The organism is Candidatus Hydrothermales bacterium (genome assembly GCA_039630235.1).
Classification (GTDB): Bacteria; Hydrothermota; Hydrothermia; order Hydrothermales; family JAJRUZ01; genus JBCNVI01.
On record JBCNVI010000003.1, the window covers coordinates 15,082 to 38,986 of the forward strand.

Genomic DNA, 23,905 nt, shown 5'->3' on the forward strand with positions numbered 1-23,905 from the left:
CATGGAATTTATAGACATAGCTAGTGCCGGTAAATATTTAGGTAAACTGGTAAGTATAAAGGGCTGGCTATATAACAAAAGATCTAAGGGGAAAATTCATTTTCTCATAATAAGGGATGGGACAGGCTTCATCCAGGGTATCGTTGAAAAAAACGAAGTTGAAGAGAGAGTATTCAGAATTTATGATGAACTAACACAAGAATCCTCAATTATTGTAAGTGGAATTATAAGGGAAGATGAGAGGTCTCCCTATCGCTACGAAATCTCTGTGAAAGATATAAAACTAGTTCAGAAATCTCATGACTATCCAATACAAAAAAAGGAACACAGCGTTGGATTTCTCTTACCACATAGACACCTATGGTTAAGATCAAAGAAACAATGGGCTATAATGAGAGTAAGGCATGAAATAATAAGAGCAATAAGAGATTTTTTTGATAACGAAGGTTTCGTGTTGATAGATGCCCCTATTTTAACGCCTTCTGCCTGTGAGGGAACTACAACCCTTTTTGAAACAGACTATTTTGGAGAAAAGGCCTATCTTTCTCAATCAGGGCAACTTTATATGGAAGCAGCCTGTATGGCTCACAAAAAGGTCTATTGCTTTGGCCCTACCTTTAGAGCCGAAAAAAGCAAAACTAAGAGACACCTAATGGAGTTTTGGATGGTTGAACCTGAGATTGCCTATGCTGAACTTGATGATATAATTGAACTTTCTGAAAGATTTGTAACTTACATTGTCGCAAGAGTCTTAGACAAAAAAAGAGAGGAACTTAAACTGCTCGAGAGAGACACTACACTGCTTGAAAAGGTGTCTCCACCTTTCCCAAAAATAACTTATACTGAGGCAGTTAATAAATTAAAAGAGAAATTTCCCAAATTTGAGTGGGGAGAGGATTTTGGAGCTCCCCATGAATACTTCCTTTCGACACTTTATGAGAAACCACTTGTAATAACGAGATATCCTAAAAAAGTAAAGGCTTTCTATATGAAACCTGATCCACAAAATAGTGAAACAGTTTTATGTATGGATGTTTTGGCACCAGAAGGTTATGGCGAAATAATAGGAGGTAGTCAAAGAGAGGATGACTACGATGCCCTTTTAAAGAGAATGGAAGAGGAAAATATGCCAATTGAATACTATAGGTGGTATTTAGAACTAAGAAAATATGGTTCTGTTCCCCATTCTGGCTTTGGACTTGGTCTTGAAAGAACAGTTAGTTGGGTCTGTGGACTCGAGCATATAAGAGAAGCAATACCTTTTCCTCGTTTACTCGAAAAAATCTATCCTTGATACTTTTTTTAATAATTATTCAGGCTCTTATAAAACCAGGACACTTTGATAAAAAAATCCTTAATTTTCAAAGAAAAGTTGAAATTGTTGAAAGAAAATTTTTAAAGTTTTTCCCGTACTCTGCAGTAAAAGATAATTACATGCCTTTTAAAAATAAAAAAGTTGAGTTAGATTTAAAAAAGACCCAAGATACAGTTAAGTTCAATATTCTTGCGATCAGAGTTGGTTTTCAAAAAGAGGAGCCAGACGATCCCTATACAACTGGAAATGGTTGGTTTGATTTTTCTAAAAGGGGTAACCCTGACTCAGTGCCCTTTTTTTCTGAGCCTCCCCATGATAAAAAGTTTTTTGAAACTTACCTTGAATCACTTAAGGCATATCTATCTTCAGTTGGATACGGAAAAATTAAACTTGAAAAATTTGTAGTTAAACCAGATAAAAACGATTCTTTCTATATTTTACCTTATCCAATAAGATATTATGGTAATCCAATTTATTTTGAAGAGGGGCTCATCAGACTCTTTGTTGATGCTATGCATCTTGCAGATTTAGATGAAAGCATAAGTTTTATGGACATTGACAATAATGGGATTAAAGATTATAAAGAGGGAAAAAAAGATGTATATATAATTTTTCACGCCGGTTCAACTTGGCAAAGTGACTTAGGGGATACTCCATATGATATAGCAACTGTAACTATACCGCAAGGTGCAATTTATTACTATACTAAAGAAAATTACATAATTCTTAATGGAGGTAGAGATACTGTTACCTCAGGAATAATTCTTCCAGAGCAACCTTCTCAGGATGGTTTAGAGGTAGAACTTCAAGGGCTTCTCTTTCATGAGTTTTTCCATGATGGCTTCTATGCTACAGATTTATACGGTGTCAATGGATTATCCTCTGGAGTTGGTTCCTTTTGTATTATGGGAACAGGAGGATGGAACGAGGCCCTTTCAAAAAATCTAAACGGTGAGTACCAATCAGTTTTTGGTGTTATCCCCTCTTTCCCTTCTGCATGGATGAGAATGTGGATTGATTACATTGTCCAAGTAATACCTCAGAGATTTTTTGTTCCAGAGGAGTGGTCTAAGATTCCTATTGTGCCGTTGTGGGGTTTTCCAATTTATAGCGGCATGGTTGACACTTTTGTACCTAACTTAGAAAAAAGAAAATTTAAAATTTATGAGGCTACTGAAGTTTCCACTGATACGATTAACTTTTTACCTGATTCAATCAGATTTCCAAAGATAATTTTTATACCTATTGATGACTATGAGTATTATCTTATAGAATACAGAAATGAGTTTTTATTTTCAGATAATCAAATTAAGGGTTTTTTCAAAAATGGAACTTTAGTTTCTCCAAATGGGAATTGGGACTACCTTTTACCGGGTTCAGGGCTTCTTATTTGGCATATTGATGAAAAAACTATAATTGAGCATTATCATGAGGTAAACTCTTATCCGCCTTATAAGGGAGTTGACGTTGTAGAAGCGGATGGTGTTCAAGATTTTGATAAATGGACAGAGTCTCCTGAAACTTTCTACGGAAGTGAATTTGATTTATTTTTTAAAGGTTATAAAGATGAGTTTTCCTATAAAACTTTTCCGTCGTCAAAAGCAAAATCAGGTGGAAATACCTTTATTGAAGTAATTGAGATTGGTGAAAGAAGAAAACGTAAGGTTGAATTTAATTTAAAAAATAGTTTTTTAAAGCTACACATAAGAAACTATTTGCCCCAGTATACAAGGCCCTTACATGGTTTTGTGGCAAGAAAGGGGAAGTTTATAGTTTCGTTAATAGGAGGCTTTTTGAATTTTGATGGGGATACAGTGTATTTTACTGATGGCTTAAATAATTATTATTCCGCCTTTTTTATATTTGATACTTTCTCAAATCTTTTAAAAGAAATTTATTTAAAACCTATAATTGAAAAGCCCTTTGCTCTCACAGATATCGACAATGATTCAGTTTATGATATACTTTATTTAAAAGATAGAAAGTTAAGTCGAATAAAACTTAATCAAAGTTTTGACACTATAACTTATAAAAATTTACCTTTATTTTCCTCTGTTCCAGCAGTTTATGATGTAGATAAAGACAACATAAAGGAGATCTTTTTAGTGGGTGAGGATTATTTTTTATACTTATTAAGTGGAAAAAAGTTAGATAGTGTTATTAAAAGAGAGTATGCTGGTTCAAAGTCTTTATATGGTGTTTCAATTTCAGAAAATCCAAATATTATTTACTTTACTGGGACTGAAGGGATTCTTAGAGTTTTTGATTATACTTTAAATAAAGTTGGTGAAGTTTTTAGTCCACTTTATGATATAACGAGTTTGCCTTCAATAGTTGCTGATTACGACGGTGATGGTTTCAAAGAAATAATGGGTATTAGAGGGAAAGACATCATCTTTTATTTTGACTATTTAGAAAATGAATTTTATGAGAGAAAAGTAGAGGATGAAATTAAAAGCTTTCCTTGTATCTTTGATTCTGACGGTAACGGTCTCCCCGATTTTGTTTTTAAAACAGCAAATAATGTATATTCTTTTAACTACTTGCTTGCACTAAATAGTGGTTTTCCTCTAAAAGTTTTGAATACTCCAGAAAATTCAAATTATAGTTCAATTTTGTCAACTGAGACCGATTTTATCTATTTAGAGAAAAATCGTTTAAATTCGTTAAAACAGAATGAAGAACTTAATATAGCTGTTTCAAGTTTTGGTCTTAAAGATATGGCTTTTGACGAAAATGGTGACTTATATCTTTTGTTAGGGACTGGTGAGATCAAAGTCTTAAGTTTTAACGTCACTCCCCTTTATTTTACTTACGGAGTGAATTTTGAAAGAAACTTCCTATTTGATAAAAGACTTGAGTATAAAAATTACGATAAAAAAGTTTATCTTATTATCTACCCCTCAGTAATAAAAAACAAAAGCGGATATATAAGAATTTTTGCGAAGGAGCGTGGTGAACTAAATTTGAGTTTTTACACTTTTTCAGGACATAAAATTAAAGACTCAAAAATTTACATAAACGATACAAATATAGAAAGGGATATTCCTTACGATTTTTCCTTTTTAACTCCTGGCCCATATATCTTAAGATGGAATTTAGGGCAAAATAGCGGTATTTTTAAATTTTTTGTAGAAAAGTGAAGATTCTTGTGATTATTCCGACATTTAACGAAAGGGAAAATATTTTTGAGTTAATAAATAAAATTTTTTCTCTTGGAATTGATCTTGATATTTTAGTAGTTGATGATAATTCCCCAGATAGGACATGGGAGGTGGTTCAAGATTTGACTAAAAAGTACAGTAAACTTAATTTACTTTTAAGAAAAAAGAAAGAAGGTCTTGGTTATGCCTATAGAGATGGTTTTAGGTGGGCAATTGAGAGAGATTATGATATTATAATTCATCTTGATGCTGACTTTTCACATGATCCTTCAGAAATACCAAATTTTATAAAGAAAATTAACGAAGGCTATGATGTTGTTGTAGGCTCTAGATATGTAAATGGTGTCAGAGTTATAAATTGGCCTATAAAAAGACTACTTCTTTCGTATTTTGCAAATTTGTATGCAAGAATTTTAACAGGAGTGAAAATAAAAGATCTAACCTCTGGTTATAAAGCTTTTAAAAGAGAGGTTGTTGTCAATATCCCTTGGAAAGAAGTTTCATCTGGCGGATACGGTTTTCAAATAGAGACAGTATTTTATCCTTATTTTTTAGGATACAAAATACATGAAATTCCAATTGTTTTTATAGAAAGGAGAAAAGGAAAATCTAAGATGTCTAAAAGAATTATAGTAGAAGCTTTTTTTCTTGTTATTAAGCTTTTTTTGAAAAGATTTTTCAAAAGATTATATAATAAAAAATATAATAAAAAATTATGTTTTTTTTAGTTTTTTTAGCACAGATTATTTCTGGTCCATCACCCTATGTACCCGAGTATTATGTTTTTCCTACAGAAGATAAGGTATTGATAGAGGTGCAATTATGGGGACACATCGCCAAACCCGGTCTTTATCAAGTTCCTTTAAGGACAGATTTGGTTAAGCTTATTTCTCTTGCAGGTGGACCTCTTCCCAGTGCTGATCTTAAAAAAGTTAGAATAATAAGAAATGGAGAAAATAGGACTGTTAACGTAGAGAAAATTTTTGAGGCAAATAAGATCTATGTTGAGCCTGGAGATGTGATTATTGTTCCCATGAATACTTCTACTAAATTTAGAGATTTTATAAATTTTTTACAAAGTACTATCACTTTATTGGCACAGGTAATACTTATATACACTTTTGTTAAGGCACAGAAATGACGCCGGAAACCTATACCCCTATTGATGTTAGAAAATACCTTGATGCGCTATGGAAGAGGAAATGGGTTTTTCTTTTGTTTTTCTTAGGAGTACCAGTGGTTACAATGATTTTTACCTTTGCAACAAAGCCTGTTTACGAAGCAAAATCTGTATTAATTGTTAGAACTCAAGAGACTAACCCTCTTAATTTAGGAACCTATCAGAATCCAATAAAAAATCAGATTTATATTTTAAATACTTTAAATTTTGCCGAAAAAGTTTGGAATAGAATAAATGAAGACGAGAACTTAAAAAAGAGCTTTACCTTTTTTTTGAAAGATGGAGATCCAGTTTCTAATATAAGATCAAGAATATCCTACACCTTTGATGAGCAAAATAATCTCTTATATATCAAAGTAAGAGGTAATTTACCTAAGGAAACAGCTATCCTTTGTAATCTTGCTGCTGATGTTTTTGTAAAGACTTCTGAAGAGATAGCTAAGTCATCTGCTCAAGAAGTTGTAAATTTTTTGGAAGAGCAGATACCAAAGGTTGAGGCTAATCTCCAGAAAATCCAGGATTCGCTTAAAAATTTCAAGATTAGAGAGAAAATAACAGACATTAAGCTCCAGGGTGAATACTTAAGTAGTAAGATGAAGTTAATTGATGAGATGTCTGCTGAAGTAGAGGTAGATATTAAAGAAAAAGAGGGGATTTTAAGAGCCTGGGAGAAAAGAAGGGAAGATTTAGTGAAAAAAATTTCAGAGGGTGAGGGGAGTGGTACAAAAGAGATAATAAATGCTCTTTATGAAAAAATTGTAAAGCTTGAAACGCAGAAAACTTCCCTTTTACTTGAGGGGTTTAACGAAAATAGTAAAGAAATTAGAGAACTTGAGGAAGGAATAAGGCAAGTCAAAAAAGAACTTAAGGAAAAACTTGAAGAGAGTGCCTTTAAAGAAGTTAGTGTTACCGAACCTATTAATGAGATCTCGGAGGTTATAAAAAATATAGTCTCTTTAAGTGCAGAATTAAGAGCTCTTCAGGCAAAAAGGGAAGCTCTATTTTTCTATAAGGAGTCTTTAATGAAGGAGTTCTCAAAATTTCCTGAAAAAGAAATAACTTATTTAACTTTGCAAAGAGATTTTAATATAAATGAAGAAATTTTGATGATGCTTAAAAAAAGGTATGAAGAGGCAAAACTCCAAGAGGTTGGTCAAGTTTCAAGTTTTGTTATTGTAGAGCCTTCTGTACCTCCGAGGTTTCCTGTTTATCCTAAAAAAAGACAGAATTTACTATTTGCTATTGTCATTGGTTTTGGTCTTGCTCTCTCCCTTGTTTTCTTACTTGAGTATCTTGATACAAAAATAAGGGACGTAAATGAAATTAAGACAATTTATCCGGATTTCCCTATCCTTGCTACCATTCCTTTTATAAGGATAAACACCAAGGAAAAAACTTTACTGATCTCTCATAAGAAGGGATCGCTATATATGGAGAGTTTCAGAACTTTAAGAAGTAATCTAAAATTTTTAAAAGTAGGTGAAGAAGTTAAATCAATTTTGGTAACAAGTAGCCAACCTAATGAGGGTAAGACCACAGTCTCTGCTAATCTTTCAATAATTTTTCAGATGACAAATACCAAAGCTGTGATTATTGAGGGTGATCTAAGAAAACCTGGTCTTCCTCAGATATTTGGAGAAAAAGAAAAGGGACTTACAGAGTATCTAATTGGAGAAGCAGAGATTAATGAAATTATTTATGATACTTATCTAGAGAATTTGTATTACGTTCCCCCAGGCAAGATTCCTCCTAATCCAACAGAACTTATTTCCTCTGAAAAGTTTAGAAACTTAATAGAGGAGTTAAAGAAAAGATTTGATATTATAGTGATTGACTCACCTCCCTTGACTCTTTTTGTTGATGCAGCTGTAATTGCTTCACAGGTTGATGGTTCCCTTATAGTTTTGCAATTTGAACACACAAGAAGAGAAACCCTCGAATATACAGTCTCTTCCCTTTTAAGATCGGGAGGAAAAATTTTAGGATTTGTAGCTAATAAAGTTACCCCCTCACCCTTTAAAACAAGGGGTTATTATTATTCCTATTATAAACCTTACAAAGATTACGGATATAACGTTGAATATTAGGTTGTGTGAGTAAAGTAATTTTTTTAGGAACAGGTGGGGGAAGAGTAGTAGTTTTTCAGGGTTTAAGATCAAGTGGAGGTTTATTGATAAGTAATAAAGATTTTCTAATTCACATAGATCCTGGACCAGGTGCTTTAAGCGCACTTTTGAAAAATGGGATTTATCCAAATAAGATAGACTGTATTTGGATAACACATAAGGATTTAGATCATACAGGCGAATTAAACATCATAGTAGAGGGGATGACAGAGGGAGGATTAAAGAAAAGAGGAACCCTATACACTCCTGAAGAAGTCTTAAAAGAGCATGTACTCCTTGACTATTTGAGAGATTATCTAAACGAAATTGTAGTTATTAAGAATGAAAGTGTTTATCATATAAAAGATTACAGATTTATCACTTCACCACCACACAATCATAGGGGGGTAGAATGTTACGGCTTTATTATCGAGAATTACTCCTTTGGGTACCTTGTTGATACACGACCAGAAGAAAAAATTTTAAACTTTTATAGGGGCTTAAATTATTTGGTTGTAAATTGTGTTCTTTTAGAACCAAAAGAGGACGTATATCACATTAGCTTAAAAGATGTTCCTTATATATATGAGATTGCAAAACCTAAAAAATTAATTTTGAACCATTTTGGAATGAGACTTTTAAAGTATGGCTATAAAAACATTTCAGACTATCTCAATAAATTTAACATTCCCTTTTTAATAGCTTATGATAATATGAAGATTGAACTGTAATTACTTTACTTTTGAAATTTTAATCTTCTTTATGCGTGATTCAGAGGCATCAAGTATTTCAAAAATATATTTCCCTATCTGAATTTTCTCACCCTTTGAAGGAATTCTCTTTATCTTTTTAATTATATAACCTGCTGCTGTCACAACCTCCTCTTCATCTTCTTTTTCTAACTCAATTAAATTTGAAAGCTCTTCTATTGAAATTCTACCAGGTATTATATATCCATCTTTAGTTTTTTGAGGTTTTTCAATAGGTTCTCTATCAAACTCACTAGCTATGTCACCCACTATTTCCTCAACAAGATCTTCTAAGGTTACAAATCCAGTTACACTTCCAAATTCATCAACAACAAGTGCAAAATGAATTTTATTATTTCTCATTTCCTTTAGTGCTTCAAGCGAATTCTTATTTTCCGTAAAGTAGAAGGGAACCTTCATAATTTCAGTGACCTTTTTGGTTTCATATTCATTGAAATCAATCAAAAGTAGTTCTTTAAAAAAAAGAATACCTATTACTTCATCTTTATCTTCTTTTATTACAGGTATTCGTGAGTAGGGATGTTTTCTAAACACCTCAAGTGCTTCTTTAAGAGTCGCATTATGTTTTATACATACCATATCTATCCTAGGAGTCATTACCTCTTCTATTCTTTTTTCAGAAAGTCTTTTTATTCCCTCTATAAAATCTTCTACTTTTTCTTTTTCTAGTGTTTTTTGTTTTTTATTTCTTTTGAATATTTTGAACATATTCCTTAATTAAGTTAAAGATGTTTTTATTATCAGGTAAAACTATTCCTGCAGAAACTATAGCTTTAAGAGCATCTTCTACAGAAAGGTCAAGGTAAATTATTTTATCTTCAGGGACAATTAAATACCAGCCGCTTGTTGGGTTAGGTGCAGTTGGAATAAATATATTCAAATAATTTTTACCGTTAATTTGCCATTTTTTCTCTGAGGTAACAAAGGCAAACGTATAGTTGCCTTCTTTTGGAAATTCAACAAGAATAACCTTTTTAAAAGCTGTCTTTTCTGAAAATATAGCATCAGTTAATTTTTTAGAGGCTGAGTAAAAACTTCTAATAAAAGGGAGCTTTGTTAAAAGATTTTCACCATAATCTAGTATTTTCTTACCTATTATAGTTGTTACAAAAAAACCAATGGCATATATAAAAATAAAGGATAGAACTAATCCTGTTAATGTTGTGATTAAAACATTTTTTGTTTTGATTAGCCCAATGTCTACGAGTATTTCCCCAATATTTGTACCTAAAATTTTTATCAAAAACAAAATTATATATAAAGTTACAAAAAAGGGAAGAATTACAACGATACCGGTTATTAAGTATTTTTTAATTTTTAAATTTGCCCCCTTCTACTCACTAACAAAGACTCTTACAAATTTATCAGTTTCTGAGAAAATGATTTTTATATTTTTTTTAAATGTCTTAGCTATATTCTTTCCAATTTTTTCAGCAAGGTGCTCTGTAGTTGTTTCAATTGTAATCTTATCTCCCTCTTCTTTTACATCAATTATTCTTTCAAGTGGATTATGTATGTATTCGTCTGCTGCTATATGTTTTACCCGTGAGTGAATTTCCTCATTTTTTTTAATAACAAAATCTCCCCTTATTTCCACTATGCCAAGAGGATATTTATCTTTTATTTTTCTGCAAGCAGGACAGTCCTTATGTTCAACCCTTTTTTCATTCTCTTTAATTTTTTTTAATAATTCTGGATTATTCACCCATCTTTTCTTATGGTAAATAAGACCGCACGTCGGGCATATAGTAGGATCTGAGTATAAGCTCTTATCCATATACGGATCCCTAAGTTTATAGGTAAATCTCTTATCGGTTCTCCTCATTTTTTACCTCCTTCCCGTTAATAACAAATAAGTTACTTTTTCAAATATTTCTACCATGACACTTTTTATATTTTTTCCCACTACCACACGGACAAGGATCATTTCTCCCAACTTTTGCAAATTCTCTTCTATAAGTTAAATTTTGTGCCACAGGCTTTATTTCTTCCTCACCTTTTTCCTTTAAAGTTGTTAAAGATCTCACAAGCTCTGGTCTTAACTCTCTTAACTTACCTATATCTAATCTTCTTTCTGACTCTACAATTCTACTGTGGAAGATTCTGTTAATCGTTTCGTTCCTTATTCTTCTTAAAAGCTCATCAAACATCTTGTACGCCTCTTGCTTGTATTCTAAAAGTGGTTCTTTTTGTCCATAAGCCCTTAAATATATACCTTCTCTTAAATTATCAAGAGAGTAAAGGTGTTCTCTCCAAGCCGTATCTAGCGTAAAAAGTAGAGCTGCCCTCTCAAGCTCCCTCATTCTCTCTTTCCCAAAAAGCTCTTCTCTTGCTTCATACAGCTCCCTTATCTTCATCAGGATGAATTCTTTTATTTTATGCTTTTCATCATAATTTTTAATTTCTGAGAAATCTGAAAGAAAATGATAATAAAGCTCGGATAAAAGCTCATTTATGTTCCACTCCTCCTTAAACTCACCTTTTAGGTATTTTTCAGTTAATTCCTCCACCAAATCATTAACATACTCATTTAAAATAAGTTCCTTCATGTCCTCGCCTTCAAGGATTTCATTTCTTAGTCCGTATATAACTTCTCTTTGTTTATTCATTACGTCATCATATTCTAATAATCTCTTTCTTATTTCAAAATTTTGCATCTCTACCCTTTTTTGTGCTGTTTCAAGGGCTTTAGTAACAAGTTTACTTTCAATGGGACCTTCGTCTTTTTTTCCAAATCTTTCCATAAGCTCTTTTACTTTATCTGAGCCAAAAAGCCTCAAGAGATCATCTTCAAGAGAGAGGAAAAATCTTGTTGTTCCAGGATCTCCTTGTCTTCCTGCTCTACCCCTCAACTGTCTATCGATTCTTCTTGCCTCATGTTTTTCTGTTCCAATTATATAAAGGCCACCAAGCTCCCTTACACCTTCTCCGAGTTTTATATCAGTTCCTCTTCCTGCCATGTTTGTAGCGATTGTCACTGCGTATTTTTGACCTGCTCTTGCAACAATTTCAGCTTCCTGTTGATGATATTTAGCATTTAACACATGGTGTGGAATTCCCTCTCTTTTTAACATTCTGGAGAGAAGCTCTGATACCTCCACTGAAGTTGTGCCTACAAGAACAGGTCTTCCTATCTTAAAGTTTTTCTTAATTTCATCTATAACAGCCTGATATTTTTCTTTTTTAGTTTTGAAAATAATATCTGGAAGATCCACTCTTATTACAGGTTTATTTGTAGGTATTGAAACGACATCAAGCTTATATATTTCCCAGAATTCCTGAGCCTCAGTTGTGGCAGTTCCCGTCATGCCAGCAAGTTTCTCATACATTCTGAAATAATTTTGAAGGGTAATAGTTGCAAGAGTTTGAGTTTCCCTTTGTATTTCAACACCCTCTTTAGCCTCTATTGCCTCATGTAATCCATCTGACCATCTTCTTCCAGGCATCAGTCTACCTGTAAACTCGTCAACTATAATAACTTTACCGTCCATAACAACGTATTCATCGTCTTTTTCAAAAAGAGAATAGGCCTTAAGAAGTTGTTTAATCGCATGAATCTTTTCAGACTTTTCGGAGTATTCTCTTATTATTTTTTCCTTTTCGTAAAATTTTTCTCTTGCAGACAAAGCCTCGTCCCTGTCGATTTTGGAAAGTTCAACCGATAGGTCAGGTAAAGTGAATAGCTCCTTATCAACGCTCAAAAATTCCCTTCTTCCCTTTTCCGTAAGATCCACGGTGTTTGATTTTTCATCTATAACGTAGAATAACTCACTTTCAAACTCTCTTAGCCTTTTTTCCTTTAAAAGTTCAAGTTCAATTTTTTCTGTGAGTTTAAGTATATCTGGTTCTTGTAAAAGTTTAAAGAGTTTTCTTGATTTTGGAGCTCCCTTTTTGGCAAGAAGCACCTTTCTTGCAGTTTCCTCTAAGTTACCATCTTTTAAACTCTTCTCTGCTTCATTTAAAACACTATTTATAAGTAAAGTTTGTTTTTTGACAACTCTTTCTACGTGGGGCTTCATTTGCTTATATAAGTAGTTACTCGTTCTTTCCACAGGTCCAGAGATTATAAGAGGTGTTCTTGCTTCATCTATAAGTATAGAATCTACCTCATCGATTATGGCGTATATGTGTCCCCTTTGCACCTTGTCTTCTTTTCTAAACACCATGTTATCTCTTAAATAGTCAAAACCAAATTCATTATTTGTTCCATAAGTTATATCTTTGTTATATTCAGGCTTTCTTTCGTGTGGCTCCATACCGCCTTGGATTACCCCTACTTCAAGTCCGAGCATCTCGTATACAGGGCCCATCCATTCTCTATCTCTTCTTGCCAGGTAATCGTTTACTGTTACGAGGTGATTTACCCCCCTTGGAGAGCCGTTCACCAGAAACCTTTTATCACCCTTTAGTCCTCTTGCTCTTCCTATTATTGCGTTTAGGTAAAGTGGCATGGTAGCAACGAGTGTTTTTCCCTCTCCTGTTGCCATTTCAGCAATTTTACCCTGGTGCAAAACCACTGCACCTATTATCTGGACATCAAAGGGAATCATATCCCACTCGTAATCAATCCCTGTTATTTTCCATCTTTTCCCGACAAGTCTTCTGCAGGCCTCTTTTACTAAGGCAAAGGCTTCAGGAAGAATGCTACTATCAGGTTCGCCATCTCTAATTCTATACGTAAATTCCTCAGTCTTTTTTATTAGATCCTCTGGTTTAAGATGGTGGTAGGTATTATAGATCTCGTTTACTTTTTTGACGATTGGCCAGATTTTCCTTATTACCCTCTCGTTCCTAGAGACAAATATTTTTTTAAAGATTTTACTAATCATTTTCTTTTTTACCTCCTAAAAAGATTGATTTTTTTAATTTATTATGGAAAGGGGTCCACCTATCGCCCTCTTGGCTCATTTTTATTGCTTCCTCAAATTTATAGATCTCTGCGTCAAGTAAATCTGCTATGTGTAAAATATATGCCTCTTTAGTCATTGGTTCTGTGAGTGAACCCTTCTTTTTTGAACCATGGTGAGATGCAAGAAGATGTAAAAGGTTTAATCTGAGATCCTCAGGGAATTTAGTGGGAAAAAGTTCATTTGATGAAAGTTCCCTATTTAATTTTTCTATTTCTTCGTCAACTTTTTTCATTCCCAGGTAAATATGATCAAGGAGTTTTCCCTCGTCCGTCATTTTTAATTTAAAACCTATCTTATAGGTTAAAACTTTTCCGATATCATGTAAAATTGCCCCTGCAATAAGTAAATCGGTATTTAACTCTTTATAGCAGCCTGATATGGTTTTAACTAATTTTAAGACATTCAGTGTGTGTTCTGCTAAACCTCCTAAGTAGGCATGATGATATTTAAAGGCAGCGGGTGCCTCCACGAAACTTTCAATGAACTTTTCATCAAAAATTCTTAAAAGCAGTTTCTTTAAAAATTCATTTTTAATGTTATTTATTTCCTCTAAAATCTTTCTTTTTAACATTTCTTTTGGAATTTCCGAGCTTGGAAGAAGTTCCATTTTTATAGAATCATAATCCTCAACTTTTTCAGCTTCCTTTATAATAACTCTTCTTTCCTCATTAAAACTTCCCGCTTCCCCTTTTATTTTATAAACCCCCTCTTCTATGACCACATCCAGATTAAACAAAAAAGCCTTTAATTCTCCAGTTTTGTCAGAAATTACAAGCTCTATATATTCACCCTTTCTTCCTACGTTGTTTCTTAGGGTGTGAAGGATAAAATAATCTTCAAAAATCCCATCATATTTTTGTAAATCACTAACATATATTTTTTTCATTTAGATTCGTAGTCTGTCTTTAATAAAAGATAAAGCATTTTTTTATAAATTTCAAGTTGACAAAATAAATTACTTACTTTAAAATTTTAAAATAAAAGCGCCGGAAACTGGTTCAAACCCTGCTTGTAGAAGGGAGGGTAGTGTGAAGAAAATTCTTATTATAGTTTCCAGTTTACTCTTATTTCTTTCCTGTAGAGAAAGGGAGGGGCAATTTATTTTGAGAGTATCTCTACGAAATTATAAGTTGGGAATTGATGTTGTAAAAGTAATTGATTCTATATACGTTTTCACTTATGATACAATTTCCGCAAGTTTTACTTTTGAGGCGGTAAACACCACTTTAGAAGAGACTGAACCTGTGCTTATAGTTGATAGCTTTAAAATTGAGTTTTTTGATCTTTCTTCTTCTCCTCCACAAAAGATATCCTTTGATGTTTCCCCACCCTATAGAGACAGCGTCTCTATTACTACATATCCTTATTTACTTTACAAACTTCCTTTTGAGGTTTTGCTTAATGAAACAGTTACTTTACCAATACCTGTTTTACCATCTTATGTTAAGCGTATGTATCAACCCTTTTATAATTTATGGCATAATCGAGATCCACAGGTATTAAATTTAAAGGCCGTTTATACTTTTTATTCCCATGAACACTATACAGGTAAAAAACTTGATCCTGTGAACTTGGAATTAACTCTTGAAGTTTCTGATTTTGCTGACGAAGAATAAAAAAGGGGGTTTTTATGCACAAATTAACACAAAAGTTAATAATTTTAAATTTTATTTATTTATCTCTGCTTTACGGTCAGTTATCTGACATTAGAATTTTTGGTGAAAAATCAAATACTGTTATAAACATACAAGTAACAGAGGAGATCTCATATACAGTTTTTAGACCTACACCTACTGTTATAGCTATAGATGTACATACAAACAAAGTTATGGTTGCACCAGGTTCCTACGAATTTAAAAGGGGTGGAGTAGAAAGAATTACTCTTGAAACTTTTCAGCGTGTTCCTCTGACTAGGATTTTTATTTATATGACTTCGTCTTACGAAAATTACGATGTAAGGACAAAAGATGGCATATCTTTTTATCTTGTGAATACCGGAGGTATTGGGGAGGCTTATTCACTAAAGGGTGAAAAACCTGAGTTTATCACTGAAAAAAAAGAAGAAAGAGTTCTTGAGAGAGTAGCCATTCAGAGAGCTGAACCAAAAGAGCAGAGAATTTCCCTTAATCTTGAAAATGCAGATGTTGTAACTGTTATAAACGGTATAGCAGAATATGTAGGTTTAAACGTGATATATACAACTGATGTTAAAGGGAAGGTTACAGTGATGGTTAGTGATATACCTTGGAGAACAGCTCTTGATCTTGTTTTAAAAACGGTTGGTCTTTCTTATATAGAGGAAGATGGGGTTTTAAGGATAGCTCCTCCTGACAAATTGAAAAGAGAAGAAATAGAAAGGAGAAAGGCTGAACAGGAAGCACTGTTACTTAAGCCTTTAATTACAAGACTTTACAGACTTGAGTTTACAAAGCCAGAAGAGGTAGCGACGTCAATTCAAAAGCTTTTAACAGAAAGGGGTAAGATAGAAAAGGATGTACATACAAATTCAATTGTAGTAACAGATGTAGAGGATATTCATCAAAAGATTGAGCAGCTAATTAAACACCTTGATGTAAGGACTCCGCAAGTTGCTATTGAGGCTAAAATTGTAGAAATTAATACAAGGAAACTAAAAGAACTCGGAATCAGATGGGGTGCACGATACACAGGTATAATTCAGAGAGATCCCTCTCAAAAGGTCTACGTTGGAGAAAATCCAAGTGAAAGTCCTACAGCACCTCCTCCTCAAGGAACAGACTATGCAAAATTTGGAACTGTTGCATTACCAGCTGCACCATCTTTGAAATTCACAGTAGGTTATCTTGGCCCACAGATAGATCTTTACTCAACCTTAGCAACCCTTGAGTCTGATGAATATGCAAGAGTTATATCATCTCCCAAGATAACAGTTGCAGATAATAAACAGGCAAGAATTGTTGGTGGAGTTAAGATACCTTATATTACTACAGATATAGGAGGTAACCCTATTACAAGACTTGTTGATGTTGGTATAAAGCTTGAGGTTACTCCTCACGTTAATTCTCAGAACCAAGTTACCCTTGATTTAAGAACAGAGGTTTCTCAAGCTGGTGAACCAACTCCTACAGGTCAGCTTACGATTCTTACAAATGAGGCAGAAACAAGAATTTTACTCGGAAACGGAGAAACCGCTGTGATTGGAGGACTTGTAAGTGCTAAAAGATCAAGAGCTTCAGCTGGTGTACCGATATTAAGGCACATTCCAATAATTGGCACTCTTCTTGGTGGTAAATCTGCTTCAGTAGAAGAAAGAGAGATTGTAATTTTTATAACACCACACATTATAGCTGATTAATTAATCGTCTTTTTATTTTAAATCACGCCTCCTTACTTAAAAGAAACCGTGAGGTCTTTCATTTTTTAAAAAAATATGTAAGGGAGATAAAAATTTTTATTCCCTTTAAGTGGAAAGGTTCTCTTGGTGAAATTAGTAGGGTAAGGGCAAAATTCGTCGAAAATGAAAGTGAAGTAATACCTATAAACTGGCGTTATTTTAAAAACATTCAACTTCAATATATATCATTAGGTTCTCTTAGGTTAATAAAAAAATTAAAACCGGATTTTGTTATCTTTTTAGAGGAAAGTTACTCAACTTCAACTTTTGAGTTTGCCACTATTTTCAAGGACATACCATTTGTGTTTTTTTCAGCTCAAAATATAAACAAAAAATTTCCCTTACCAATAAGGATTATTCAAAACTATGTGTTCAGAAAATCTAAGGGGGCTCTCACTCTCTCTCAAGAAGGCGAAGAAGTCTTGAGAAAATGGGGATATGATAAAAAAATTTTTAGGTTTTACTTAGGAATCGATCCTAAAAACTTTGAAAAAACAGAAAAATATCCACTTGTTGAAAAATTGGATAGGCCAATTTTCTCGTATATAGGAAGGTTTACCAAAAAAAAGGGTATATATGTACTAATAGCAGCCTTTGAAAAATTTTACCGAAAATATAAAAGGGGAACACTGCTTTTGGTAGGTGAGGGAGAAGAAAGGGAAAATTTGAGAAGGGAGTTAGAATCAAAAAAATTAAATTTTTACATTTTACCTTATGTTTCCCATGATGAAATTTATTCAGTTTATAAGAGTATTGATTGTCTTGTTTTGCCCTCACTTACTACAAAAAGTTGGAAAGAACAGTTTGGAAGAGTTTTAGTTGAAGCAATGTGTGCGAAAGTTCCTGTAATAGGATCTAGTTCTGGAGCAATACCTGAAGTGATAGGTGATGCAGGACTTATATTTAAAGAAGCTGATCCAGATGATCTTTTTATTTCCATGGAAAAACTGTATCTTGATGAAAATTTAAGAAAAAATCTTATAGAAAAAGGTTTTGAAAGAGTAAGGGAGAATTTTACCTATGAAGTAATTGCCGAAAAGCTATATAATTTCTTAAAATCCTTGATTTAAAAATGAAACTTAAATTTAAAGTTAAAAAATTTACCCTTGATAATGGATTAAAAGTTATACTTGTGCCATTTGATAGGGAAATAACAAGTTTTTATCTGATATACAAGGTAGGTTCAAAGTACGAATACGAGGGGAAAAGGGGAATTTCACATTTTCTTGAGCATATGATGTTTAAAGGCACAAAGAGGCTAAAACCTGAAGAATTTTCAAGAATTATTCAAAGGATGGGAGGTGTTGATAACGCCTTTACAACTGAAGATTTCACCTTTTATCATTCAACAGTTCCAAAAGATGAGATATATAAAGTTATAAAGCTAGAAGCTGATAGGATGGAATACGTTACTTTCAAAGAATTTGAGTCAGAGAAAAAAGTTATAATTGAAGAAAGAAGGGAAAGTGTTGAAAATTCACCCTATGGTAAGTTTTGGGAAAATTTTCTACTTCTTTCCTATGTTGTACATCCCTATCGATATCCAATTATAGGCTTTGAGCCAGATATCCTAAGTATTACTAAAAACGATTTAAGAAATTGGTATAATAAATTTTATACTCCTTCAAATGCCTTTATCGTTATATCAGGAGGAATAGATGAGAAAAAAATTATAAGGTCTATTGAAAGGAATTTTTCGAAAATAGATAAAAAGGACAGGGTAGAAAGAAGGGAGTTTTATGAGCCGGAGCAGAATTTTGAAAGAAAAATGGTTTTAAAACTTTTTGGTTCTATTAAAATACTGGGAATGAGCTTTCATTCAGTTCCCTTTAGTCACCCTGATTTTATAAAACTTAACTTATTTTCTGCTTTACTTGGAGGAATTGAAAGTTCAAGATTGTATAAGACCCTTGTACTTGAAAGAAATCTCTGTAACGAAGTTTCTACTTTTTGCGAAGAGAAAGTAGACAAGGGACTTTTTATATTTTACTGTGTATTAAATAAAGATGCTGAATTTGATGAAGTTATAGATATCTTTTGGAAGGAGGTTGAAAAAATTTTTCAAAATTCTATAGAGGAAAGTGAGCTTATTAAGGTTAAAAATATAATTTCAGCTGAGTTTCTATATAAAATGCAGAGTACAGCAGGAAGAGGTAGAATCGTTTCTGTTTTTGAACTAAACGGTATTTTTGATAAAATTTTCTCTTACTTAGATGAGTTAGAAAGTTTAAAGGCTGAAGAAATAATTGAAACCGCCAAAAAATATATAAAAAAAGAACGTTGTAACTATTTGATGCTATGTTAAAAAGAGTTTATAAAGTTGAGTTAGAAAATAAAATTAAAATTCTTTATGCTGAAAATAAAGAACTTCCAATAGTTTCTTTTGCAATTGGATTTGATACAGGTAGTTATTTGGATCCGATCGGTAAAGAGGGACTCTTTTACTTAACGTCAAATTTGATAGATAAAGGGAGCAATCTATACTCCTCCTATAGCATAAGAGAGTTTTTTGATAGTCTTGGGGCTAAGTTTAATATCATAACTTCAAAAAATTTCCTAATTTTTAAAATACTTTGTAAGGCGGAAGATTTTGAAAAGATCGTTGATTTTTTAGAGAATATTCTATTTTATCCTTCCTTTGATGAAGTAGAGATTGATAAAGAGAAAGATGCTATTATTTCGGAGATTTTGCAGGACGAGGATGAGCCAGAGGCTATAATTTCAAAAAAGTTTTATGAAGTTTTATATAAAGATACTCCCCTATATCACCCTGTTGATGGATATGTAAACACCATAAGAGAAATTAGTAAAAGTGACATAGAAAATTTTTATAGAGAAAAAATTTTAGGAAGAAAAGTATTTGTTGCAGGTTCAGGTTATTTAAACTTTGATAAATTCTTAAAAAAATTTGAAAAACTGTTTAAGAATTATAAAGTTCTCTCAGATAATTACCCTGAAATAAAGAAAAATAAAACTGAGAGAAAAATCTTGATAATAAAAAAGAGGGTAAATCAGGTTTTTTTAAGAATTGGGCATTTTTCAATAAAAAGGAAAGATAAGAATTTTCATTATCTGATCATTTCAAATTATATTCTTGGGGGTGGTGCCTTTGCATCTAGGCTATTTAATAAGATAAGAAACGAACTTGGATTTGTCTATTCTATTTACTCTAAATTCAACACTCTTGACCCTTTTATCGGCTCCTACTCATATATCTTTCAAACTAGCGAAAATAACTTTAAAGACGCTTTGAAAAAACTTGTTGAAGAAATAAAGAAGTTTAAATTAAAGGGAGCAACTAAAAGAGAACTAAGTGATGCAAAAGGATTTTATAAGGGCTATATTCCAAGAGAACTTGAAACCTATTCTCAAGTTACAAATCACCTACTTTCTGCCTTACAATACGGACTTAAACACTCCTATGTTTTCGAGACACTAAAGAAAATTTTAGATACAAAAATTGAAAATTTAAACACTTTTATAAAAAATTTCTATGACTATGAGAATTTAAGTGGAGTTATTTTAGTCCCAAATGAATATGATTTTAGCTTTTTAAGAAACATCTTTTCACAGCATACCTTTGAAGTACTGTGACAAATTTCAAATTAATATTCTTGCCAGAACTTTAGCTCATTTCAAAGACTTTGAAAGGGTTTTAAGCCCTCTAAAAGTCAAGGAGGTTTAAAATATTTTTATTTTATATGTATTTAATCATTATTGCGGCTGAAGAATATAAAATACACAAAAATAAAGTTATTATTAATAAGTCTGACACTTTAATTGGTGATATTTCTGTAATTGGTAGGGACGTGGAAGTTCGTGGAGGAATTAAAGGCGATCTTGCGGTTATAGGAGGAAATCTTAAGGTAGATGGTTTTGTTCAGGGTAACGCTGTAGTTATAGGTGGAGATTGTAGAGTTAGCGGGCAAAGTTTATATCGAAGAGGGTGCAAAAGTTGAAGGCGGAAAAGTAATTCTTAATCCTGGACCTATATTCTCTCTTTTGAAAATTTTGAGTTTTATTGGAAAGGGTGTTTTTATTAAAAGAGAAAAGCCTGAAAGTGTAGTGGAAGAAAAAGAAGAAATAGAAGAATATCTATCAGTGGAGACAGAAGAACTTCCCTCTAAAAATTTTTTCAATTTTCTTTGGTTTATCATTTTAGTTCTCTTTTATTCTTTCTTAGTTTTTTTAGTCAAGATTATTTTTCCTGGAACTGTTGAAAATATGAAAAGGGAACTTGAGTTAAGACCATTTCTATCTTTAGCCCTTGGTTTTTTAGTACAAATTCTTTATTTTCCCATTATACTCATTTTAATTGTATCTATTCTCGGTATACCTCTTGCCTTAATGATACTTCTTTTGACCCCTTTCTTTTTAATTTATGGCTCTTCACCTTTTTATTTTTATACTTCGATTACAGGGGTTTCTTTTATAATCTTATAAAATTCTTTCTCCTTTTCTTCACCTTTGCTGCTGGAATTATTTTTTCGGCAAAGCTTGGTATAAGATAATTAATCCTTGAAAAACTTAAAAGTATAATCTATAATAAAGCTATGAAAGACAGAAATATAAAAATAGCGATTATAGGTATTCTTTTTGTGGTTGGCATCATATATTTAATCTTAAGTGGATTGAAAAGAACCTGGGTTTATTACTATACAGTTGATGAGTTTTTTCAAAAGAACCCCTCTGTTGATGGAAAGGTAATTAGACTTCAAGGCAAAGTTATAGAAGGAACTGTAAAAAAAACAGGAAATCAGGTTGAATTTAAAATTGGAACAAAAGAAAGGGGAATTAAAGTTATATATAAGGGAACAGTACCTGATATGTTATATCAGCCCGAAGCACAAGTCGTTGTTGAAGGGGTCTATTTAAAGGTTGAAAACACATTCAAAGCTCACTTTCTTTTAACTCAATGCCCTACAAAGTATCAAGCTGAAGAAGGAGTAAACAAAAAGGACAAATAAGTCTAATTTCTTTTAGAATAAATAGCTGAGAGCTGAGATATAATGCGATTTTATAAATTTATTTTTCTTAAATTCTTTTTGATTACATTTACCTTAATTTTAATTTTTCTGTTGAGATTCAAAGAAGAGAGGGAGATCAAAAAAGAAGCAGGCGAATTAATTGACCTTTTTGAACCGCTCTTTGAATCAATTTTGAGTGCCTCCTATTATATTGATGATCTTTATTTTAAAAACCTGGAAGGATTATCTAAACTTATCGTTCCTGATCTTAGAAGCGATTCAATTATGAAAATTGCACTTTCAAGCGGTTTCTACGAAATAACTATTTTAGATAAAAACTTAAAAGTAATAAAATCAACAAGCAGAAAAATTAATCAATTTTTAGAAAGCGAAATTCTAAGAAAAGCTAGAGACGAGATGATAAATAACGACTCTCTATTTTATCTTGTGGAAAAAGAAGGCTATTATGTTTTTATGATAAAGAACATAAAAGATTTGATAGAAAAAAAGAGAGAAGCGGGATTAAAAAAAGTTTTAGAAAGGTTAGGTCAAGAAAAAAAAGTTGAATACGTTGCCCTGGAATCAGAAGGTGAAATAGTATTTTCTTCAAAAAAGATTTCTCCAATTAAGGATAAAAAAATTTTTTCCGATATAATAAATCAAAACAAAGTAGTTGTAAAAAAGGCAAAAATAAATGAGGAAGAAGTCGTTGAGGTTTTAAAACCCTTCTTCTTTAAAAACAGCCCAGTCGGGATACTAAGACTAGGAATATCTATGGATAGTCTAAAAACAAAATTTCTTTTAATTAACTGGATAATAGCCCTCAATATTACTATCTTCCTAATTTTATTTGGCTTAGTGCTCTATTACTTTTTCGGAGGCAAAAAGTATATTTTAAGTGACGTTGTTGATGATCTCTCTATCTATAAAATTTACGATTCTCAGATAAGAAAAATTTATGGCAAAAGTCTCCCACTTCTAAGTTCTGATTTTAAAGATAAAAGTCAGTTTTTATACCGCTCTGGCAACGACTATTATCTTGCGATAAGAAGTAAAGACTTAATACTCTTTTTTAAAATAAACGAGTTTATGAAGATTTTCTTAGAAAAAGAAAAGAAAAAAGAAGAAGAAAGCATTTTGAGAATATTATCTTCTTTTGCTCATGAATTAAAGAATCCACTAAATTCCCTAAAACTGATGGTCTATAGACTAAAAGAAAAGCTTAAGGACGAATATCCACAACTTGAATCTGCTATTAACTCTCTAACAGTCTCAATTGAAGAGTTTATGAACTTACTTAGACCCTTTTATTTAAACAAGGAAAAAGTGATGATAAAAGAATTCATAGAAAAAATAATTAAAAAAATGGAGCCAGAATTAAGGGAAAATAGGATCGAGGTCAACTTAAAGGGTATAGATAAAGAACTACTTTTCGATCCTATTCAAATGGAAAAAGTTTTTTTGAATCTATTTAAAAATGCCATAGAAGCCCAACCAGAAGGAGGAAAAATAGACATAGAAATTTATGAAAAAGATAGCACTGTTTTTATAAAGATAAAAGATTACGGCATCGGAATAAAAAAAGAGAATTTAGAAAGAATTTTTGAACCCTACTTTACAACTAAAAAGAAAGGAACAGGTCTTGGCCTTTTCACCGTAAAAAAAATAATTGAAAGCCATGGATTCGAAATCTTCGTAAGTTCAGAAGAGGGCAAGGGAACAGAATTTATCATAAAAACCTAAAACACTTGAAATCTTAACTAATTTTCTTTATAATTTTCTTTAAAAAGGAGTAACCATGTGGGCAGTAATCGAATTTAAAAACTCACAGTACTACGTAAAAGAAGGAAAAAAAATTGATTTACCACTTCTAAAAGGCGTTAAGGAAGGGGAGGAGGTTCTTATCGACAAAGTTTTATTGCTCAAAGAAAATGGAAACCTCAGAATTGGTTATCCTTACTTACCTAACGTAAGAGTTAAAGCAAGAGTAACAAACCCACTTAAAAAACTGAAAAAAATAATAGTTTTTAAGATGAAACCTAAAAAAAATTATAGAAGAAAAAAGGGACATAGACAAAAGGTTACTGAAGCTATTATAGAAAAAATAGAAATTATTTAAAA

At 32.2% G+C, this 23,905-nt stretch carries 21 protein-coding genes; 16 read left to right on the forward strand and 5 right to left on the reverse strand.

What is annotated here, in order from left to right; translation table 11 throughout:
• Position 1: 1 nt before the first annotated feature.
• Genes asnS through ABDH49_04060 form a run of 6 tightly spaced genes read left to right on the forward strand, consistent with a single transcriptional unit; the run spans position 2 to position 8,495 of the window.
• Entirely contained in the window at positions 2-1,294 is a 1,293-nt protein-coding gene (gene asnS / locus ABDH49_04035; protein ID MEN3046136.1) for an asparagine--tRNA ligase, read from the forward strand.
• Positions 1,291-4,458: a hypothetical protein gene (locus tag ABDH49_04040; GenBank protein ID MEN3046137.1), complete on the forward strand. Its 3,168-nt coding sequence runs from the start codon at positions 1,291-1,293 to the stop codon at positions 4,456-4,458. Before asnS ends, ABDH49_04040 begins: the two co-directional genes overlap by 4 nt.
• The gene (locus ABDH49_04045; GenBank protein ID MEN3046138.1) at positions 4,455-5,207 is read left to right on the forward strand and encodes a polyprenol monophosphomannose synthase; all 753 of its coding nucleotides are present in this window, start codon (positions 4,455-4,457) and stop codon (positions 5,205-5,207) included. The genes ABDH49_04040 and ABDH49_04045 overlap by 4 nt, the downstream gene beginning before the upstream one ends.
• Complete coding sequence (locus tag ABDH49_04050) at positions 5,195-5,620, forward strand: SLBB domain-containing protein (GenBank protein MEN3046139.1); 426 nt, start codon at positions 5,195-5,197, stop codon at positions 5,618-5,620. Before ABDH49_04045 ends, ABDH49_04050 begins: the two co-directional genes overlap by 13 nt.
• Positions 5,617-7,746: a polysaccharide biosynthesis tyrosine autokinase gene (locus ABDH49_04055; protein ID MEN3046140.1), complete on the forward strand. Its 2,130-nt coding sequence runs from the start codon at positions 5,617-5,619 to the stop codon at positions 7,744-7,746. The genes ABDH49_04050 and ABDH49_04055 overlap by 4 nt, the downstream gene beginning before the upstream one ends.
• 5 nt (positions 7,747-7,751) lie before the next feature.
• On the forward strand, positions 7,752-8,495 hold the full coding sequence (locus ABDH49_04060) for an MBL fold metallo-hydrolase (GenBank protein ID MEN3046141.1): 744 nt from the start codon (positions 7,752-7,754) through the stop codon (positions 8,493-8,495).
• Here the strand turns inward: ABDH49_04060 and ABDH49_04065 are convergent, their stop codons facing one another.
• From ABDH49_04065 to ABDH49_04085, 5 genes are all read right to left on the reverse strand, one after another.
• A complete protein-coding gene (locus ABDH49_04065; protein ID MEN3046142.1) occupies positions 8,496-9,242 on the reverse strand; it encodes a hemolysin family protein in 747 nt (248 codons plus the stop codon).
• Positions 9,217-9,777 (reverse strand): DUF502 domain-containing protein, encoded by a 561-nt coding sequence (locus ABDH49_04070; protein ID MEN3046143.1) that lies wholly within the window; start codon positions 9,775-9,777, stop codon positions 9,217-9,219. The genes ABDH49_04065 and ABDH49_04070 overlap by 26 nt, the downstream gene beginning before the upstream one ends.
• 90 nt (positions 9,778-9,867) lie before the next feature.
• The gene (locus tag ABDH49_04075) at positions 9,868-10,359 is read right to left on the reverse strand and encodes a BCAM0308 family protein (protein MEN3046144.1); all 492 of its coding nucleotides are present in this window, start codon (positions 10,357-10,359) and stop codon (positions 9,868-9,870) included.
• Between the two features lie 40 nt (positions 10,360-10,399).
• Entirely contained in the window at positions 10,400-13,363 is a 2,964-nt protein-coding gene (gene secA / locus ABDH49_04080; GenBank protein MEN3046145.1) for a preprotein translocase subunit SecA, read from the reverse strand.
• Positions 13,356-14,330, reverse strand: coding sequence for an HD domain-containing protein (locus tag ABDH49_04085; protein ID MEN3046146.1), 975 nt, complete (start codon positions 14,328-14,330; stop codon positions 13,356-13,358). Before ABDH49_04085 ends, secA begins: the two co-directional genes overlap by 8 nt.
• A gap of 142 nt (positions 14,331-14,472) precedes the next feature.
• On the opposite strand from ABDH49_04085, the gene ABDH49_04090 reads away from it, so the two are divergent.
• The 10 genes from ABDH49_04090 (at position 14,473) to rplU (ending at position 23,903) form a co-directional block, all read left to right on the forward strand.
• Complete coding sequence (locus tag ABDH49_04090; protein MEN3046147.1) at positions 14,473-15,060, forward strand: hypothetical protein; 588 nt, start codon at positions 14,473-14,475, stop codon at positions 15,058-15,060.
• Between the two features lie 14 nt (positions 15,061-15,074).
• Entirely contained in the window at positions 15,075-16,778 is a 1,704-nt protein-coding gene (gene pilQ / locus ABDH49_04095; protein MEN3046148.1) for a type IV pilus secretin PilQ, read from the forward strand.
• Positions 16,779-17,185: 407 nt separating this feature from the next.
• Positions 17,186-17,887: a glycosyltransferase family 4 protein gene (locus ABDH49_04100; protein MEN3046149.1), complete on the forward strand. Its 702-nt coding sequence runs from the start codon at positions 17,186-17,188 to the stop codon at positions 17,885-17,887.
• Between the two features lie 2 nt (positions 17,888-17,889).
• Entirely contained in the window at positions 17,890-19,122 is a 1,233-nt protein-coding gene (locus ABDH49_04105; GenBank protein MEN3046150.1) for a pitrilysin family protein, read from the forward strand.
• A complete protein-coding gene (locus ABDH49_04110) occupies positions 19,116-20,411 on the forward strand; it encodes a pitrilysin family protein (protein MEN3046151.1) in 1,296 nt (431 codons plus the stop codon). The genes ABDH49_04105 and ABDH49_04110 overlap by 7 nt, the downstream gene beginning before the upstream one ends.
• 107 nt (positions 20,412-20,518) lie before the next feature.
• On the forward strand, positions 20,519-20,776 hold the full coding sequence (locus ABDH49_04115; protein MEN3046152.1) for a hypothetical protein: 258 nt from the start codon (positions 20,519-20,521) through the stop codon (positions 20,774-20,776).
• Positions 20,721-21,260, forward strand: a complete 540-nt coding sequence (locus ABDH49_04120; protein ID MEN3046153.1) for a hypothetical protein — start codon at positions 20,721-20,723, stop codon at positions 21,258-21,260. The genes ABDH49_04115 and ABDH49_04120 overlap by 56 nt, the downstream gene beginning before the upstream one ends.
• Positions 21,261-21,370: 110 nt before the next feature.
• Complete coding sequence (locus ABDH49_04125) at positions 21,371-21,784, forward strand: cytochrome c maturation protein CcmE (GenBank protein ID MEN3046154.1); 414 nt, start codon at positions 21,371-21,373, stop codon at positions 21,782-21,784.
• Between the two features lie 42 nt (positions 21,785-21,826).
• Positions 21,827-23,527 (forward strand): HAMP domain-containing sensor histidine kinase, encoded by a 1,701-nt coding sequence (locus tag ABDH49_04130; GenBank protein MEN3046155.1) that lies wholly within the window; start codon positions 21,827-21,829, stop codon positions 23,525-23,527.
• 55 nt (positions 23,528-23,582) lie between these two features.
• On the forward strand, positions 23,583-23,903 hold the full coding sequence (gene rplU, locus ABDH49_04135; protein MEN3046156.1) for a 50S ribosomal protein L21: 321 nt from the start codon (positions 23,583-23,585) through the stop codon (positions 23,901-23,903).
• Positions 23,904-23,905: the final 2 nt, after the last annotated feature.